This window comes from Flavobacterium sp. P1_E4 (genome assembly GCF_056405915.1).
This window is the reverse complement of the sequence record NZ_JBFUBE010000038.1, coordinates 1-16,317: the sequence shown is the minus strand read 5'-3', so window position 1 is coordinate 16,317 and position 16,317 is coordinate 1. Positions and strand designations below refer to the sequence as shown.

The 16,317-nt window shown below is 34.6% G+C and carries 12 protein-coding genes; 3 read left to right on the top strand and 9 right to left on the bottom strand.

Annotated elements, in window-relative coordinates; translation table 11 throughout:
• Positions 1-578: NAD(P)/FAD-dependent oxidoreductase (locus AC1DY0_RS18375; protein WP_477190037.1), on the bottom strand; the 578-nt coding region annotated here is incomplete at its 3' end.
• Between the two features lie 208 nt (positions 579-786).
• Here AC1DY0_RS18375 and AC1DY0_RS18370 point away from each other — a divergent pair.
• The 3 genes from AC1DY0_RS18370 (at position 787) to AC1DY0_RS18360 (ending at position 2,568) form a co-directional block, all read left to right on the top strand.
• A complete protein-coding gene (locus tag AC1DY0_RS18370; RefSeq protein WP_477190036.1) occupies positions 787-1,389 on the top strand; it encodes an RNA polymerase sigma factor in 603 nt (200 codons plus the stop codon).
• Positions 1,390-1,747: 358 nt separating this feature from the next.
• The gene (locus tag AC1DY0_RS18365) at positions 1,748-1,873 is read left to right on the top strand and encodes a hypothetical protein (RefSeq protein ID WP_477190035.1); all 126 of its coding nucleotides are present in this window, start codon (positions 1,748-1,750) and stop codon (positions 1,871-1,873) included.
• 98 nt (positions 1,874-1,971) lie between these two features.
• The gene (locus tag AC1DY0_RS18360) at positions 1,972-2,568 is read left to right on the top strand and encodes an AAA family ATPase (RefSeq protein ID WP_477190034.1); all 597 of its coding nucleotides are present in this window, start codon (positions 1,972-1,974) and stop codon (positions 2,566-2,568) included.
• A gap of 527 nt (positions 2,569-3,095) precedes the next feature.
• Here the strand turns inward: AC1DY0_RS18360 and AC1DY0_RS18355 are convergent.
• The 8 genes from AC1DY0_RS18355 to AC1DY0_RS18320 form a co-directional block, all read right to left on the bottom strand.
• Positions 3,096-4,754 (bottom strand): GH32 C-terminal domain-containing protein, encoded by a 1,659-nt coding sequence (locus tag AC1DY0_RS18355; RefSeq protein ID WP_477190033.1) that lies wholly within the window; start codon positions 4,752-4,754, stop codon positions 3,096-3,098.
• Positions 4,755-5,157: 403 nt separating this feature from the next.
• The gene (locus AC1DY0_RS18350; RefSeq protein ID WP_477190032.1) at positions 5,158-6,075 is read right to left on the bottom strand and encodes a carbohydrate kinase family protein; all 918 of its coding nucleotides are present in this window, start codon (positions 6,073-6,075) and stop codon (positions 5,158-5,160) included.
• 118 nt (positions 6,076-6,193) lie between these two features.
• Entirely contained in the window at positions 6,194-7,750 is a 1,557-nt protein-coding gene (locus AC1DY0_RS18345; RefSeq protein ID WP_477190031.1) for a glycoside hydrolase domain-containing protein, read from the bottom strand.
• 19 nt (positions 7,751-7,769) lie between these two features.
• Positions 7,770-9,167, bottom strand: a complete 1,398-nt coding sequence (locus AC1DY0_RS18340; protein ID WP_477190030.1) for a DUF4960 domain-containing protein — start codon at positions 9,165-9,167, stop codon at positions 7,770-7,772.
• Between the two features lie 20 nt (positions 9,168-9,187).
• Positions 9,188-10,879, bottom strand: coding sequence for a RagB/SusD family nutrient uptake outer membrane protein (locus tag AC1DY0_RS18335; protein ID WP_477190029.1), 1,692 nt, complete (start codon positions 10,877-10,879; stop codon positions 9,188-9,190).
• Between the two features lie 21 nt (positions 10,880-10,900).
• Positions 10,901-14,005: a SusC/RagA family TonB-linked outer membrane protein gene (locus AC1DY0_RS18330; RefSeq protein WP_477190028.1), complete on the bottom strand. Its 3,105-nt coding sequence runs from the start codon at positions 14,003-14,005 to the stop codon at positions 10,901-10,903.
• A gap of 12 nt (positions 14,006-14,017) precedes the next feature.
• On the bottom strand, positions 14,018-15,625 hold the full coding sequence (locus tag AC1DY0_RS18325) for a glycoside hydrolase family 32 protein (RefSeq protein ID WP_477190027.1): 1,608 nt from the start codon (positions 15,623-15,625) through the stop codon (positions 14,018-14,020).
• Positions 15,588-16,317 (bottom strand): MFS transporter (locus tag AC1DY0_RS18320; RefSeq protein WP_477190026.1); only part of this gene is annotated, 730 nt, incomplete at its 5' end. The genes AC1DY0_RS18320 and AC1DY0_RS18325, both read right to left, overlap by 38 nt.

Here is a 16,317-nt window from a genome sequence, read left to right as displayed (position 1 = left end):
TCTTCCATAATTTTAGAAGCTCTAAACTTTTCGCTACGAACTAACATTGTTACTTTAGAACATAATTTAGACAAATAATGAGCCTCTTCACAAGCTGAATCTCCTGCTCCTACTATAACAACTTCTTGATTTCTATAAAAGAATCCATCACATACTGCACAAGCCGAAACTCCACCTCCCATTTTCAAGTAATGTTGCTCTGATTCAATATTCAAATATTTGGCTGAAGCTCCTGTAGAAATAATAACTGTTTCGCAATGCAATTCAATTTTATCATTGATCCAAACTTTGTGAATATCTCCAGAGAAATCTACTTTGGTAACCCAACCATCACGAATATCAGCACCAAAACGTTGTGCTTGACTTTGCAACTGAACCATCATTTCTGGACCKGTAACACCATCTACATATCCAGGAAAGTTTTCTACTTCATTAGTTGTGGTYAATTGACCWCCTGGTTGCATWCCTTGRTATAACACAGGATTCATGTTGGCTCTTGCTGCATATATGGCCGCAGTATAACCCGCTGGCCCAGAACCTATAATAAGGCATTTAATTTTTTCATTTTTATCATTCATAGCTATTCTATAGAAATTTGACGTTTTGATTAATACTTGTTTTAAAAAGATACTCTTTAAATTTAACGGTAACCAACAATATAAAGTTCACAACAATAAATTGACTTCCACATCACTATTACGAAGTAAAACTTACAAACCCTAACAATTAATCAACATTTAATGAATTTTAATGAATATCTAATTAAAAATTCTTTTATTTGCTTTCATGAAAAGGCAAGATTATCACGATAATAAAATTCTAATCGAATCTCTTAGAAATGGAGATGAAGGTGCATATATGTATTTAATAGACACGTATCATCACCCCCTTTGTGTTTATGCTAACAGCCTTATCAAAAACATTTACAGTTCCGAGGATATTGTTCAAAATGTATTCCTGAAAATATGGGAGCAGCGTACTCGATTAAAATCTGATCATTCTTTAAAAAGCTTTCTTTACAAATTGGTTTACAACGAATTTATTGACCTTTACAGAAAAAATCAGTCCTTATTTACACTTGAAAAAAATTATTATAACACAATAAACTCAATAGTGTTAGAAGATGATTCTGAGTCTTTTCAAAAAATATTAAATGTTGTAAATAAAGAGATTTCAAATCTACCGCCTAAGTGTAAAGAGGTTTTCATTTTAAGTAAAAAAGAGGGGCTAACCAACATCGAAATAGCAGAACACCTTAATGTATCAATTAAAACAGTTGAAGCACAAATAACCAAAGCTTTCTCAATTCTACGTTCTTCTATGCAGGAAAAAATTAAAAGTATTTTCTTTTTATTTTTTGGAAGAAAGCAAAATTTAGGCTTGAATTAATTAAAATAATTTTCTAATTAATATGCTTGATTATTCGACTCTGTTCTATTTGTCGGAATTAAAATAATTAAAAATTACTTTCCAAAGTTCATGTCACTAAGCGACAGAATGATTTAAAAAAAGTTATCCCAGGATTAATCATCTATTTCTTTCTTGACAAAGTACGGATTCCATTCAGAGTCCATCTCGCGAATTCAAAAATTTTGAATCGCAACTTCATTTAAAATTCTCCACTTCAGAAAATGATAATTTTGATCAGCAAAACTATTGAGATCTTAAATTCTCAGATTTGGAGTGTAATTTGACCATTACCGTAACCTAAATAGCCAAAATACCTTTCATCGCCGACCCTCGTTATATGGATTCCAAAGACCATCAGTTCAAAGCCCAAATCCAAATCAAGGAAGATATCAGCAGTACGCATCGTGCTCCTTATCCGCAGGAACATGAAATAAATATCCCCAGACATAAAATGCATTCTTAATTTAATTTCAGCAACTATTATTTGTCCTCAATCAAAATTAAAATCCACATCTTCACTATTCACTATTTACTCTCCACTCTTATAAAACTAAATTTATTATGAATGAAACATACAATTATTCAGAAGTGATTATCTGGTTAGAAAACAAGGGGCAAAATCGTTACGGAAATCATTTCAAAATCCTCGAATCCGATTATCCTGTCATTTTTAAACTAATCGCATATTTCCTCAAAGACAAACAAATGTGCTTACAATATGAAATCAACCTCGACAAGGGGATACTCCTGTCGGGTCCGGTTGGTTGTGGTAAAACAACACTGATGAATTTAATGAAAGACCTCACCCCTACAGTTCACAAATTTTCTGTAAAACCATGCCGTGACATCAGTTTTGAATTCATTAAGGAGGGTTATGAAATCATTCACAAATACAGTAAGTCAGCTCCCAAAACAATTTGTTTCGATGATCTAGGAACCGAAAACAATCTCAAATACTTCGGTAACGAATGTAATGTCATGGCCGAAATTCTTTTAAGCCGTTACGACCAATTCATAGCCAAAAAAATAATAACCCACATCACCACCAACCTATCCGCTTCCGAAATCGAAACCACCTACGGAAACCGCGTCCGTTCCCGATTGCGCTCCACACTAAACCTCGTCGCTTTCGATAAAGAGGTCAAAGACAAACGATAACATTTTAGTATGGTTCTAATTCAGTAAAACAACAAAACCAATCCTCAAAAACCCTATAAATAAACGATTTAATATTTGTATCTATATTTATATGGCTCTAGATGATCAGAAAAAAAACGGACTAAATACTAAACTGTTTTTGATAAAAAACATTGTTTTTTAGTTTCGTTTTCAACAATAACAGGCTTTCATTCTTTTCTTTCTACTTTCTATCTAAAACCAAAAGGAGACGAATTATATATAAATTTATAAATAAATTATTTTATACATAATTCAAGATATCCCTCTCTTTATTCAATAATCCGTCAATTGACTCATCAACTTTGTGCTCTTTGCTTGTCTAAACTTACATTCTTCTCCAAACTTTTCCTTTTACCCATAAAAATACCCCCAAGTAGTGTCAAACTTTTTGGGGGCTGTGCATTATCACTAGGCTTTTGCATTTTTCATAAAAGCTTATTAATCAAAACCTAAATATATTATAAAACTACTTCAGTATTGATTTATATACACTTAGCCTTAAAAATTTATGGCTTAGTCACTTTAATATTGTAAAAAGAGGCAGTACTATTGTCTGTAAATATACCCCAATTAGTATTCGAAGCCTTATATACCCTGCTGCTAAGAGCCACTTCATTATTAATATAAACAGTAAGAATAGAATTTTCTATCACAATTTGAATGTCATATAATGTATTAGGAATAAAAACATAGGGAACATCATTATAAGCCACAGTACTGGTAGTAAGTGCAGAACGTAATGTTTTATCAAGGCTAAATCTATTTTGGGAAGGTACAAACCGTAAACTATAAAAATTTTCATATCCATCGCAAGCACCAATCATAAAACCAAAATCTTTGTTACAACTACTAAAGGACACACTTGCACTTATTTTATACTGTGCTAGATTAATGGGGGCATAAATAATGTTAGTAACATCAAAATTTGCTGTACTGCTCAATTGATAAGATAATCCTCCAGAAAGCGGAGTTACGGCTCCCCACTGACTATTTTGAACTGGCGTATAATTATTCGTTTCCATCTTGTTTTTTAAAGTATGCGGTATGGCTACTGCTAAATCGCCATTACTTTTTTGATAGATCTTATGAACTGCAAGATTACCACCCCATCCCCAAGTTCCGGAGTCAGTATTGCCTGTTAAAATATTAGTCCAGGCAAAAATATATCTGTCCGTGCCGTTACTGGCTGTTTTTCCAGCATAAAAACCTGTACCATCAAATCGATCGGATCCTGAAGGCATAGTCCATGGTCCGTTAATAGAGCTACTTTTTCTATAAAATAAATACTTACTGTTGATGTCAGAGAATAGCAAGTAATAGGTACTTCCTATCATAAATATTTCCGACGTTTCCATCATAAAGAAATTTTGCGAACCACCATCATAAATGAGCCCTTGATAGGTCCAATTGAGTAAATTAGTTGAGCTATATTTTACAATTACTCCTTTCCAAGTCCCGCTAACATTTTTTCGTGCCGATACCAACATTATGTATTGCGATGAAGTCGCATCCCATAGAACATAAGGATCTCTGAAATTATCATTTTCATCAAATCCCTGCCCTGTTGGTGGATATATTGTTGTAAAAGTGGTGTTGTGGGTAAAATTTGAATTAAGGCTTGTTGATGTGGCCAACATGATTCCTTCTTTTTTGGTAACACAAGAAGAGGGATAATTAGGATTATGGCCAGTATAGAACGCATAATAATTACTGCCGCTCTTAATAATATTCCCTGTACCCAAAGCAAAATTCTGTGCACAGCTGTTCGTATTGCAGCTCAAAATCTCTCCTGCAGAAAGTTCTGAATACGAGAAGAAATCAGTTGTCTTGAAGCCATACCACGGGTGTCTTTTATTTGTGGCGTCATTCCAAATATCTTTCAAATAATAAACATTGAAAGTACTGCTGGCGGCATCATAATAAGGCATAACATCACCAATTCGCGTGCCGTCAGACACCATTCTGTAAATACTGTAATCTGTTTGTTCTGTCTGGGCACCGCAGGAAAGTGCGGCAGACATTTTTGAAATTGGTACCGCTTTTTTTGAAGAGGCATTTTCTAACGCTAAATCAGACTCTTTTAGTATTTCAGAACTGCAGGCGTACAATAAAAAAATGAAGGTTCCCAGAAAAAGGCCTTTTTTGAATAAATGGATAATTTTCATATAAATAATGGTTTTTGGTTACTAAAGGAAATTATTATAGAAAGTATCTATGAAATTATGACCACCTATTAAATGATAAAAACACATCATAAATTGATAATTAATTTACGCGTTGGATGTAATTAATTTCATTTATAAATAAGACAAGTCAAAATAGAAAATAGAAATCCGCATCAAAAACATACTATCATCCACAACTGAATAATGCGGCGAATTACTGTAAATCCAGAAGTGTTCCGATTTACATTTAGAATTTTTTAGAAAATCAATGGGTTTGGCCAATCCAACCTTACAAAAAGCTGCTATTCGGAAGAAAAAAAATGTTAAAAAAAAGTTAAGCCTCCAATTATAAAATCGAAGCCTTAACTTTTCAGCCTGCCTACTTTATGAGAGGGCCGTACAGCTATTTTTCACTCTTTTTTTTATCAATTTTCATATAATCMCTAATTACCTTTTCAGAAATCTTCGGATTTGCKCCTTCTTCTCCAGCTACYAAAGCCCCAATTGCACAAGCATAATTCAATGACTTCTGAGGCGACTTCCCTCTTAGTAATCTTACTATTAATGAAGCTAAAAATGAGTCCCCTGCACCAACAGTATCCACTACTTTTATAAAGTAGCCACTATTATAATAAAACTTCTCATTGTAGTATAAAACAGCTCCAAATGCACCTTTGGTAACGCATACTTGTTTTGTATTTGTTTTGTCTGCAATAAATTTAATATTTTGCTCAAAAGAATGGTAGGGGGAATCCAATTTTCGGCTTATTTCAAATAATTCTTCATCGTTAAGCTTGATGAAGTCTGCTTTCATCATAAGTTCTACTAATACATCTGTTGTATAATAAGGAGCTCTTAAATTGACATCAAAAACTTTATATTTTGCTTCTTCTAATAGAGTATTTAAAGTTGATCTGGACTCTTCATCCCTACAGATTAAACTTCCGAAAATAAAAACATCAGCATCAGAAACCTTTTTCTTTATATCTTCATCCAATGCTATTTTATCCCATGCAGAAGGATATAAAATATCATAGGATGCATTTCCCTTTTCATTAATCATTACATTAACCACACCCGTTTTATACTCTTCACTAATTTGAATTGTATCAGTGTCAATTCCTTTTTCAGATAAAAAAGAAACAATTTCTTCACCATCAGCATCGGAACCAATTTTACTGATAATAGTGGATTCCGCTCCAAAGGATTTCATTCTAAGTGCTACATTCAATGGTGCTCCTCCTATTTTCTTATGGGTTGGAAATACATCCCATAAAACTTCTCCAAATGTGACCGCTTTAACTTTAAATAATTTAATCATTTTTTCTAATTTTAATAAATTAAAGGGTAAGAGTATCAGTCTTACCCTATAACTACCTAACTTAATCTAACCTTACTTTGTACACAAATAATCAATGAAATTGCGATAAATCCCTTTCTTATTCGGGTTTTGTTATCTGAAGATCTGAAACTATAAAACTCTGCCCTTCAGCTATGATGCCCCATTTATTTTTATCCCTTCCGTAAATACGATTACTTAATGCCACTTTTCCATTAATGTAAAGAATACAAACACTTCCCTCGGTAACAATTTCAACATCATATTTCACACCCGATTGAAATTTAAACGGCATCCTGGTCACTTCTTGTGAAGCTGAATTATATCCTACAATTTTACCTTGACTAGGCTCAAAAGCAATTTTATAATAGCTTCCGCCATCATTGGTCTGAAATACAAAACCAGCGGAACCAGTTGCATTCCCAAGAGTGAATTGTCCTTTTATCTTAACTTTTTTCTCAATATTTTTAAAAAGTATCATCGCCTTCTCCGATGCACCATTTAAATTATAAGTACCATTACTTTCTGTGACATTCCCTAAAATAGTAGATGTTTCAACCTTGATACTTTTAGCAAATAAATCTTTCACCGATTGTGGTGCTTGAGTTCCAAGAGTTCCGTCTGTATTTTGTATCAACTCATGAATAACCATATTTCCTGCCCATTCTTTATTTCCATTATCATTCTCAGGTGATTTTCTGGCGTTCCAACCAAAAACATAACGTTTGTTTCCATCCGAAGCTGTTTTTCCTGCATAGAAATATTCACCATCAATCATATCATTTTCCGGAGTTAGCCAAGGCCCATTGATTGAAGATGCCATTCTATAATGTGTTCCTTTTGAACTGCTCCAGTTTTCAGAGAAAAATAAATACCAATAATTGCCCATTTTAAAAATATCCGCACATTCCATCATCAGATAATTTTCCTGTGCCGTAGTTGTATAAATAGGTTGTTGCACAGTCCAATTACCGGATACAGGATCTTCACTTGTAAAATGCAATAAAACGGCTTTCCTTCCAGGTTCTGTTTGTGTGCTGACAATCATTGAATATTTTTTTAGTTCCTCATTGTAAAATACATGTGGATCCCTGAAATCATAATTGTAGTATCCAGCAGGTGCGGTGATTTTAAACGAAGGAACTTTTGTCCAGTTTTTTAAATCGGAGCTTGTGGCACATAGCACACTTTCTCTAGCATTGGATTGTATAAAAGCTGGCGTTTCATTGTGGCCTGTATAATAAAAGTAATATACAGTACCCACTTTTACAACCGAACCTGTTCCAATGCCAAAATCTGGATCAGTGGCATCTCCAAATGGAATCATTTGCCCCTCATAAGAAAATTTGGCTAAATCAGTGCTTTGAAATTCATGGATATCATGAAATCCTTTTCCGGCAGGTTTATTTTGTGCATCATGCAGAAAAAAGATATGGAATTTCCCATTATCAAAATAAGGCATTATATCACCAGTATAACCTGCACTGTAGTAAGGATCCGTACCACCCATCCATTGGGATGGTGGCACAGGATAAATACTTGTCATTTCTACTGGACCTCCAGAAATGGATCCTCCAATATATGTATCATCATTTTGACTGCAGGAAACCAGCGAAAAAAAGATTGATGATAACAGTACTATTTTTTTATATTTCATTTTTATTTTATTAGTATGATTAATTCTTAACTAAATAATTAATACTGTTTTGTGTCAAAAGCTTAATGTTATTCAAAAATTCATTAGCTTGACTTGGTACACCACTACTATTTGTTTCATTGTACCAATCGTAAGCTCCCATTGAAATTACAATTACGTTTTTATCTGTGGCATTATTTGGCCACTCAGCGATAGTTACTCGACCATCAAGTGAATTATCCCATGCCTCACTGGCTAGATTTGTACCTCCTGTTTGGTTTCTCCAACCTTCTCCATTAACATAACCTCCCCATTCTGGAACGAACCACCAAGCTGTATGATTCAACCTAAAAGTACCGCTCTGTAATAAATTTGCTTTTCCGGTTTCGTAAGTAGTTAGTCCTTCGAAAATTGGGTGACTTTCATGTCCAACAAAGGACATTCCCCATGAATTTCCATCTACAAACCCATTAGGAGGAAAATCTCCAAAAACATTATTTGGTCCTTTTCCGGAAGGAACGATCCCTAAAGCATCCACATATTGTGAGGCAAACGTGGTCAATAATAAATTCCCACCATTGGCACGGTAACTTTTTAAAGCATCCGTAACAACAGGATTGTAAGCTACTGCAGGCAAATTCGTTGCAGAATCAAAATGCCACCATATTACATCCACATCACTTAAATCAGCTCCATTTAGAATATTGTCAAATGATATGTATTTAGCTCCTGGAAAATTTTGGAACAACCAGTCTGCAGCGGTAATCTCATCCAAGTTTGTTATTCCGGCTCTAGTTTCTGCCGTTCCTAAGAATGCAACGACTAAACCAGCTACAGGTACACCTACATTAGCGGTATAATTAACACTTTTTCCGTTTGACGTTACCACAAATATAACTGGATTGCTAAAGTCAATGGTGGTTCCTGATGCTGGAGCAATTGAAACTCCTTCCGTTAATTCAATTATAGGTTGCAAAGCCGTCAAATTGGTATTTTCAGGTAAAGTCATCGTAATCGTTTTATTTACATCATTGATTATTGCGGCAACAGAATTGATTTTAAAACTCTTAATCGGACTCAAAACAACTACCGTAACTGTATAATCTTTATACAAATTTCCATTCACAACTCTAAACTTAACTGGGTTCGTGAAATTTATCGGTTTAGTTAGATCCAAATTTGTTGTAGCCCCTTCTTGTAACGTGATTTCCGGAGTGACAGCAGTAATTTCAGATCCGTAAGGCATCGTGATATTTATTTTTCCCGTCTTTTGATCAATGACTCCATTTACTCCATTTATTTTAAAAGAAGTAACATTTGAGGGAGAATCAACCTCAAAGCCTCCATTTTCAAAACTGTCTTCGCAAGCTGAAATCACGAAAATAAATGCCAAAGCCATAAAGGCTTTGGTCATATTTTTATATATTAATTTTCTCATATTTATCGTTTTATAAATGATTAGTAACCTGGATTTTGTTTATATAATCCTTGACTGAAATTAATTTGCTTCAATGGAATTGGACAATATTCTTCTTTATGTTTATCAAAAAAGGCTTCTTGATAATAAGTACGTTTTGTTTTTTCTCCTGCATAAAAGTCATTCATTACCTGATCAGTAACGCCCCAACGTACTAAATCAAAAAATCGATTTCCTTCCATAGCCAGTTCTAAACGTCTTTCCCAACGTAATGCTTTACGAGCAAAATCTTGCGTCCAAGAACAATTTGTTCCATTAATATAAGGGCTTATTTTAAAATTAGTAACGTAAGGAAGTCTTCCTGTACTTGCTGACGCTCTATTTCTAATTTCATTAATCAATGGTAAAGCTTCGTCTTGTCTTCCTAATTCGATTAAAGCTTCTGCACGCATTAGTATTACATCAGCGTAACGAATCTGTATCCTGTTTTTTGAATTTCCGTAAAATGGATCAATGTTTACAACACAAGGGCAGCTTGGAGCCACATTTTCTTTTAAAGAAGCATAATAGCCATAGGTTCCCGGAGATCTTACCCATGCCTCTACATATAGAAATTCAGGATCATATTTATAAGGTAAGCCTGGCATTGCAACAGTGTGATATAATCTTGGATCTACAGTAAAATCGTCTATCTTTTTATAATCAAAGTCTGTGTCATTATAGGTGTCAAATTCTGGCAAACCATTTGATCCCGTTTTAAATGCATTAACTAAATTCTGGCTTGGCTTATGGAAATCACAACATCCTAACCCTTGTGGAGTGGAAAGAACATCTGAAAAATTTAATCTGCCATATAAAGTCCCATCACTATCCGAAAATTGAATTGAAAAAATAGATTCAGGTCCATTTTCAAAACTTCCTGGTAAAAAATTATTTGCAAAATCAGGCTCTAAAGAAGCCGAACCCACAACTTTATCCGTAGCAGCAATAACTTCTTGCAGATGCTGTTGGTTTATGCCGGTTACCGCAAAATTATCATCTTGGGTATAAGCTTGATATAAGCGTGTTTTAGCCAAATAAGCATAAGCTGCCTTTTTTGTGGCTCTTCCTACTTGTGTTTGGGTAGCTGGCAAAACAGCTGCCGCTGCCTCAAAATCTTCAGCAATTTTATTCCATAACTCCTCATTCGATAAATCATGATTCGAAATAGTATTATATTTTTCAACTGGAATATCTTCCGTAATGTAAGGAACGTTTCGGAACATAATTTTAAGCATAAAATAAAAGTGACCTCTCAAGAAACGCATTTCGGCAATTCGTGTCTTTTTCAACGGATAGTCAGCTTCGTTGAGTTGTTCCAAAGCATGCAAAGCTTTATTCGCTCTGGAAACTCCTACATAGCTGATGTACCAAAAGGAGTCTAATTCTCCAAAATCAGGTCTTATGTTATTAGACACTTCAAAAAAATGAAAATCCTGAATATCGTTCGTTCCACTTCCTCCTTTATAGGCATCATCGGATCGAACATTACCAAAAGGCCATAAACTATATGGTGAATCATAATGATCATTCCCCAATTGTGCGTAAGCCGCATTCATGTAGCCATCTATGTTTTCCGGTGTAATAATATCCTTTTCAGATAGAACCCCTCGTGGCTCATTTTCTAGAAAATCAGAGCAGGAAGAGAATATCCCCAGCAATAAAAATCCTGTTATATATAGTATTTTTTTCATGTTTTTATATTTAATGGTTAGTTATAGCGCCAAATTGAGTCCAAGTGTAAATGTCATTGGCTGTGGGTATCCAAATGCAGGGCTTTCAGGATCTACACCTGTGAATTCTTTAGCATCTATTATAAATAAATTTTGTCCGCTTACATAAAGGCGAAAAGTATCTAAGCCTGTCTTTTTCAAAAAATCTTTAGGCATAGTATATCCCAATTGCAATACACGAAGTTTTAAATAATTTCCATTTTCAACATAGTAAGTTGAAAATCTGGATTCTGCATTTTTATCAACTGTTGTTAATGCTGGAATTGTAGAATTTGGATTATCCAATGACCATGCATTAAGCAAACGAGTTCCTTTGTTAGACCCTACGTCATCAACACTCCAAAAATCTGTCTGATATTTTGTTGTATTGATTACATCAACATCATTCACTCCTTCCCAAAACATAGTGAAGTCAAAATCTTTGTACCTTAAACCCAAATTAAATCCGTAAAGATATCCTGCATTTGGATTTCCTATCCAAGTACGATCTTTGTCAGTAATACTTCCGTCACCATTCAAATCCTGGTAACGAATGCGTCCAAGGCCTTTTCCTTCCTGATTGGCAGAATTATCTACTTCGTCTTGGCTTTTAAATAGTCCATCGGCAACATAACCATACATAGAATTTATTGGACGACCCAAAATATTGTCATTTACACCATCACCTCCATAATTATTTTTGACTTCAGCAGGCAAATCCGTAATTTTATTTTTATTGGCCGATAAATTAACAGATACATCGTATTTAAGCCCATATGAAGTTTCATCTTGATAACCTAAAGTAAATTCCCATCCTTTATTTTCCATAGAAGCTCCATTTACCCAACGATTTCCTCCTTCACCAATTACTCCCAAATAAGGAGGCAACACTAAAATATCATCAGTCTTTTTAATATAATAATCTACCGAACCGCTCAATTTTTGATTAAAAAATCCAAAATCCAAACCTACATTCGTTTGGGTGGTAGTCTCCCACTTTAAATCATCATTACCTGATTGAGTTGCGATAAATCCTGATGGCAGTAATCCGTTTCCGTTTCCTGCAATATCATAAGCTGTTCCAAAAGAAGTTGCCCAAGTAGGGCTCCCGCCTGCATAATTTGCAACATACAGTGAATACACTGCTGTATTACTGATTTCCTGATTTCCGGTTTGTCCCCATCCAGCACGCAATTTTAAATCAGAAATCACAGAAGTATTGTCTTTTATGAAGTTTTCATTACTAATTCTCCACCCTGCAGAAACCGCAGGAAAAGTACCAAATTGGTTATTTTTTCCAAAACGGGAAGAACCATCACGACGAATTGTAGCCGAAACCAAATAACGATTATCATACTCATAATCAGCTTTTCCAAAGTAAGAAAGCAAAGAATAAGCAGTCGAGGTCCCGCTGGTAAACGATTCTCCTGTTCCTGCATCAGGATACATATAATCTGGAGTTTCTATTAAAAAATCATTTTTACGTAAAGTGTTCGTGTCAAAAATGTCTTTGTACATTTCTGTTCCAGCCATCAAATTCAAACTGCTCTTTCCAAATTTCAAATTGTAGGTTGCAGTGTTTGTCCAAGTCCACCTATCGCTAACCGATTGATCAATGGTAACCGAATTTTGATCGTTTTGTAAATATCCTGATTGGTAACTTCTTTGCAAAGTACGTTTGTTATAATAGCTATAATCAATACCGAAACTTGTTCTGACATGAAGATTTTTAATAATCTCCAAATCGGCATATGCATTACCAAAAAGTCTCAAATAATCGTACTTATTATCTTTATTATATTCTAATAGCCTTACAGGGTTTTGTCTGTCGTTCATACCTCCTACTGGTCCTCCCCAACCTTTTCCGTCCACGGTATGAACTGGAATTAAAGGCAAAGCGCGAAGTGCCGGGTCAAGAACTCCTGGATCTGTTATTTCATTTGTTCTGTTAAAACTGAAATTTTCACCTATAACGAGTTTACCGTCAAAATATTTATAAGAACCATTCATCCTTGCTGAGATTCTTTCGAATTCCGTTGTTTTTACAACTCCTTCATTGTCATAATAACCAAGAGAAAATAAATAGTTACCTCTTTCAGTACCATTGGAAACTTCCAAATCATAGGATTTGGCAATTCCGGTTTGTGAAATTTCTTTATACCAGTCAGTATTTGAAGACTTTAGTGTTTGCCCGGCATCTAAATATTCGGGAACCAAAACATTGTTCAATTGTGGTTTGCTATTTACAACTGACCAATCAAACTGATAACTCAAATTATTGTTATTCGGATTCAATCCATCATTGACATTAGCCTGCCATAAAGCTTGCCCAAATTGCTCCGAATTTAAAACTTCTGTTTTTTTGGCATAATTTGAAAAAGAAGTGTACTGATTAAAATTAATTTTTGTTTTACCATCTTTTCCTTTTTTCGTGGTAATAATAATTACACCATTCGAAGCGCGAGAGCCATAAATACTGGCAGAAGAAGCATCCTTTAATACCTGCATCGATTCTATATCGTTGGGATTTAATTCATGCATCCCTGATTTAGTAGGCACTCCGTCAATTACATAAAGTGGATCTGTATTATTTAAGGTTCCAACTCCTCGAATAACAACTTTTGTATTTCCTCCACTCGGAGAACCATCCGATGAAACTTTTACCCCAGCTATTCTTCCTTGTAAAGCCTTGATTGGGTTTGGTTCCGGTTGCTTCATTAATTCTTTCATATTAACAACAGCTACTGCTCCTGTAATATCTCTTTTCTTTTGTTTAGTATAACCTACTACAACAACTTCATTCAATTGCTTATTTTCTGGTTTTAATGAAATTTTTAATACCTTTTGTCCATTGACCGCAATCGTTTGAGAGTTATAGCCCATAAAAGAAATTGTAAAAGTAGCATCAGGAGAAACATTCTTCGCTGAAAATTTCCCATCAAAGTCTGTCGAAACAGTTTTATTAGTACCTGAAATAAGTATGTTTGCCCCCGGAATTGGCATTCCGTCATTAGAAGAAGTTACGGTACCGTTTACTTCTATTTCCTGTGCTGTGGCTACCAGCAGCGGAAAGAATAAAAACAGTAAATAAAAAATTTTACTTTTCATAAGTTTGTGGTTTTAGTTAATATTTAATTGGTTAATTGTTAAATTATTTATTTCAATATCTTCATTTGAAGAGGCTGAAAAACGAGTGAATGGTTGCGTTGTAAAAAATAATTCTGTCATTACTTTTTCACCATTGTTATAAAATATTTCAATTGAGGTTTTATCAAGTACAATTTTAAAGTCAGCTGTTTTTTGATTTTTATTCAAAAGCGCTTTTGAAATAGTTGAAGCAAATTTTTCAGAAAAGTCTATTTTTCCAGATTTTGAACGGTCAAGAAATAAGAAGTTCTCCGAATTGTTAATTCCAAAAGTTACCGATTCGCCTTTTTCATTTGATAATGTAAAATTGTAAGTGGCATTTTTTAAATTTTCCAATCTAAAAGAGATTACGGCTTTAGTCAGATCTAATTTACCCGATGATACAATTTCAAGATTTTCTTTTCCAATCAGCTTTTTCTCTTTTTTGGATTTAGAATAATACTTCTCTAATTCTAAAACAGGATTACTGATCAAACTATAGGCATTATCCTTTTTGACCAATTGAATTTCACGAGGTATTGTCATACTACTTCTCCATCCAGTTGTTGGAACCTGTTGCGCATAATCCCAATTTGACATCCATCCAATAAATAATTTTCTTCCATCAGAACTTGGAATATTGTTCCAAGTAACTCCTGCATAGTTATCTTTACCATAGTCCAACCAAACTGCCTTTTCATCGGCAACTCTTTGTGAAAAATTGGTATCTAAAGTAAAAGTTGTTCCGTCAAAATCACCAATAAAGTATTGCGTTCCCGAACCCCCATTTGCTCCCCCTGGATTCAAACTTTGAATTAAAACCCATTTCGTTTCATTAGTCCCTTTTACCTTCATCTGAAAGAAATCGGGACATTCCCAAACACCTCCATGCGCACCAATGTTTTTTCCAAAATCAGATGCGTATTCCCAGTTTCTAAGGTTTTTAGATTTATAAAACTGAGCTCGGTCTTGTGCTGCCAAAATCATTATCCATTGTTTATGCGTTTCATCCCAGGTCACTTTTGGATCACGGAAATCGCGAATTCCAGGGTTCTTCACGACAGGATTTCCTTCCTCAAATTTCTGCCATGTAAAACCATTATCATTCGAATACGCCATATCCTGTTGCTCGACATCGATTTTATTCTCTTTTTCCTTTGTCATATCATGCAAAGTATAAATCGCCACAATTGGAGCTGTTTTACCAGTACCCAGACCCGAAGTGTTATTGACATCAACCACGGCACTTCCAGAAAAAATATATTTGTCTTTATCTGGATATATCCCTATTGGCTGCTCTTCCCACTTAATTAAATCTTTACTGATCGCATGCCCCCAATGCATAGGCCCCCAAGTATTTCCATCAGGATAATATTGGTAAAACAGATGATAATTTCCATTGGCAAAGAACATTCCGTTAGGATCATTCATCCATCCTTTTTTCGGACTATAATGAAAATTGGGACGATACATCTGCTCCTCCACAGAAGTTGCTGCCTTAGCATCAGTTATTTGTGCAACGGCCGAATAGGGTTTGCATCCTCCTATTGATAATAATGCAGCACTATATAATGCCAGCGGCAGATGTTTCTTTGATTTCATTTTTTTTGATTTTTTTTCTAGTTAGATTTTCACTTAATACTTCCAGAGAAATTCCTTTGGTTTCAGGCATTAAAAAGATCACAAATAATAATTGTAGTACCATCATTAATGCAAAAATTAAGAATACGGTAGCCGTCCCTATTTCAGAGAACAACATTGGAATCAATGATGGAATTATGGCTGCCAAGACCCAATGCACGGAACTTCCAAAAGCCTGTCCTGAAGCTCGAATATGATTTGGAAAAATTTCTGAGATGAAAACCCATATAACAGCCCCTTGACCAATGGCATGTGAAGCAATAAATATGAAAAGAAAAATAGGCACCGATAAACCTCCCCAGTTGTAATAAAAAGAAGCTGACACCAAACCTAACGAAATGATATATCCAACAGAACCAATGTACATTAACAACTTCCTTCCCAATCTGTCGATTAATGCAACTCCGATTAAAGTAAATATAAGATTCGTGATTCCGATTCCGATACTGCTTAATAAAGCGGTATTTTGTCCTAAGCCAGCTTCTTCAAAAATTCTTGGGGCATAATACAAAAAGGCATTAATTCCTGAAAATTGATTAAAAAACGCAATCAAAAAAGCTAAGATTAATGGAAAACGATATTTCTTCATGAAAATGTTTTCATGTTTTTTAGCACGATTTTCATTGCTGTCATCTATCAAACTTTTAATATCT

Bases quoted from the DNA above. Each gene is read 5' to 3' on its own strand.
- AC1DY0_RS18365 (WP_477190035.1), top strand. From the start codon at position 1,748: ATGGATTCCAAAGACCATCAGTTCAAAGCCCAAATCCAAATCAAGGAA.
- AC1DY0_RS18345 (WP_477190031.1), bottom strand. From the start codon at position 7,750: ATGAAATATAAAAAAATAGTACTGTTATCATCAATCTTTTTTTCGCTG.
- AC1DY0_RS18335 (WP_477190029.1), bottom strand. From the start codon at position 10,879: ATGAAAAAAATACTATATATAACAGGATTTTTATTGCTGGGGATATTC.
- AC1DY0_RS18355 (WP_477190033.1), bottom strand. From the start codon at position 4,754: ATGAAAATTATCCATTTATTCAAAAAAGGCCTTTTTCTGGGAACCTTC.
- AC1DY0_RS18370 (WP_477190036.1), top strand. From the start codon at position 787: ATGAAAAGGCAAGATTATCACGATAATAAAATTCTAATCGAATCTCTT.
- AC1DY0_RS18360 (WP_477190034.1), top strand. From the start codon at position 1,972: ATGAATGAAACATACAATTATTCAGAAGTGATTATCTGGTTAGAAAAC.
- AC1DY0_RS18325 (WP_477190027.1), bottom strand. From the start codon at position 15,625: ATGAAATCAAAGAAACATCTGCCGCTGGCATTATATAGTGCTGCATTA.
- AC1DY0_RS18330 (WP_477190028.1), bottom strand. From the start codon at position 14,005: ATGAAAAGTAAAATTTTTTATTTACTGTTTTTATTCTTTCCGCTGCTG.
- AC1DY0_RS18340 (WP_477190030.1), bottom strand. From the start codon at position 9,167: ATGAGAAAATTAATATATAAAAATATGACCAAAGCCTTTATGGCTTTG.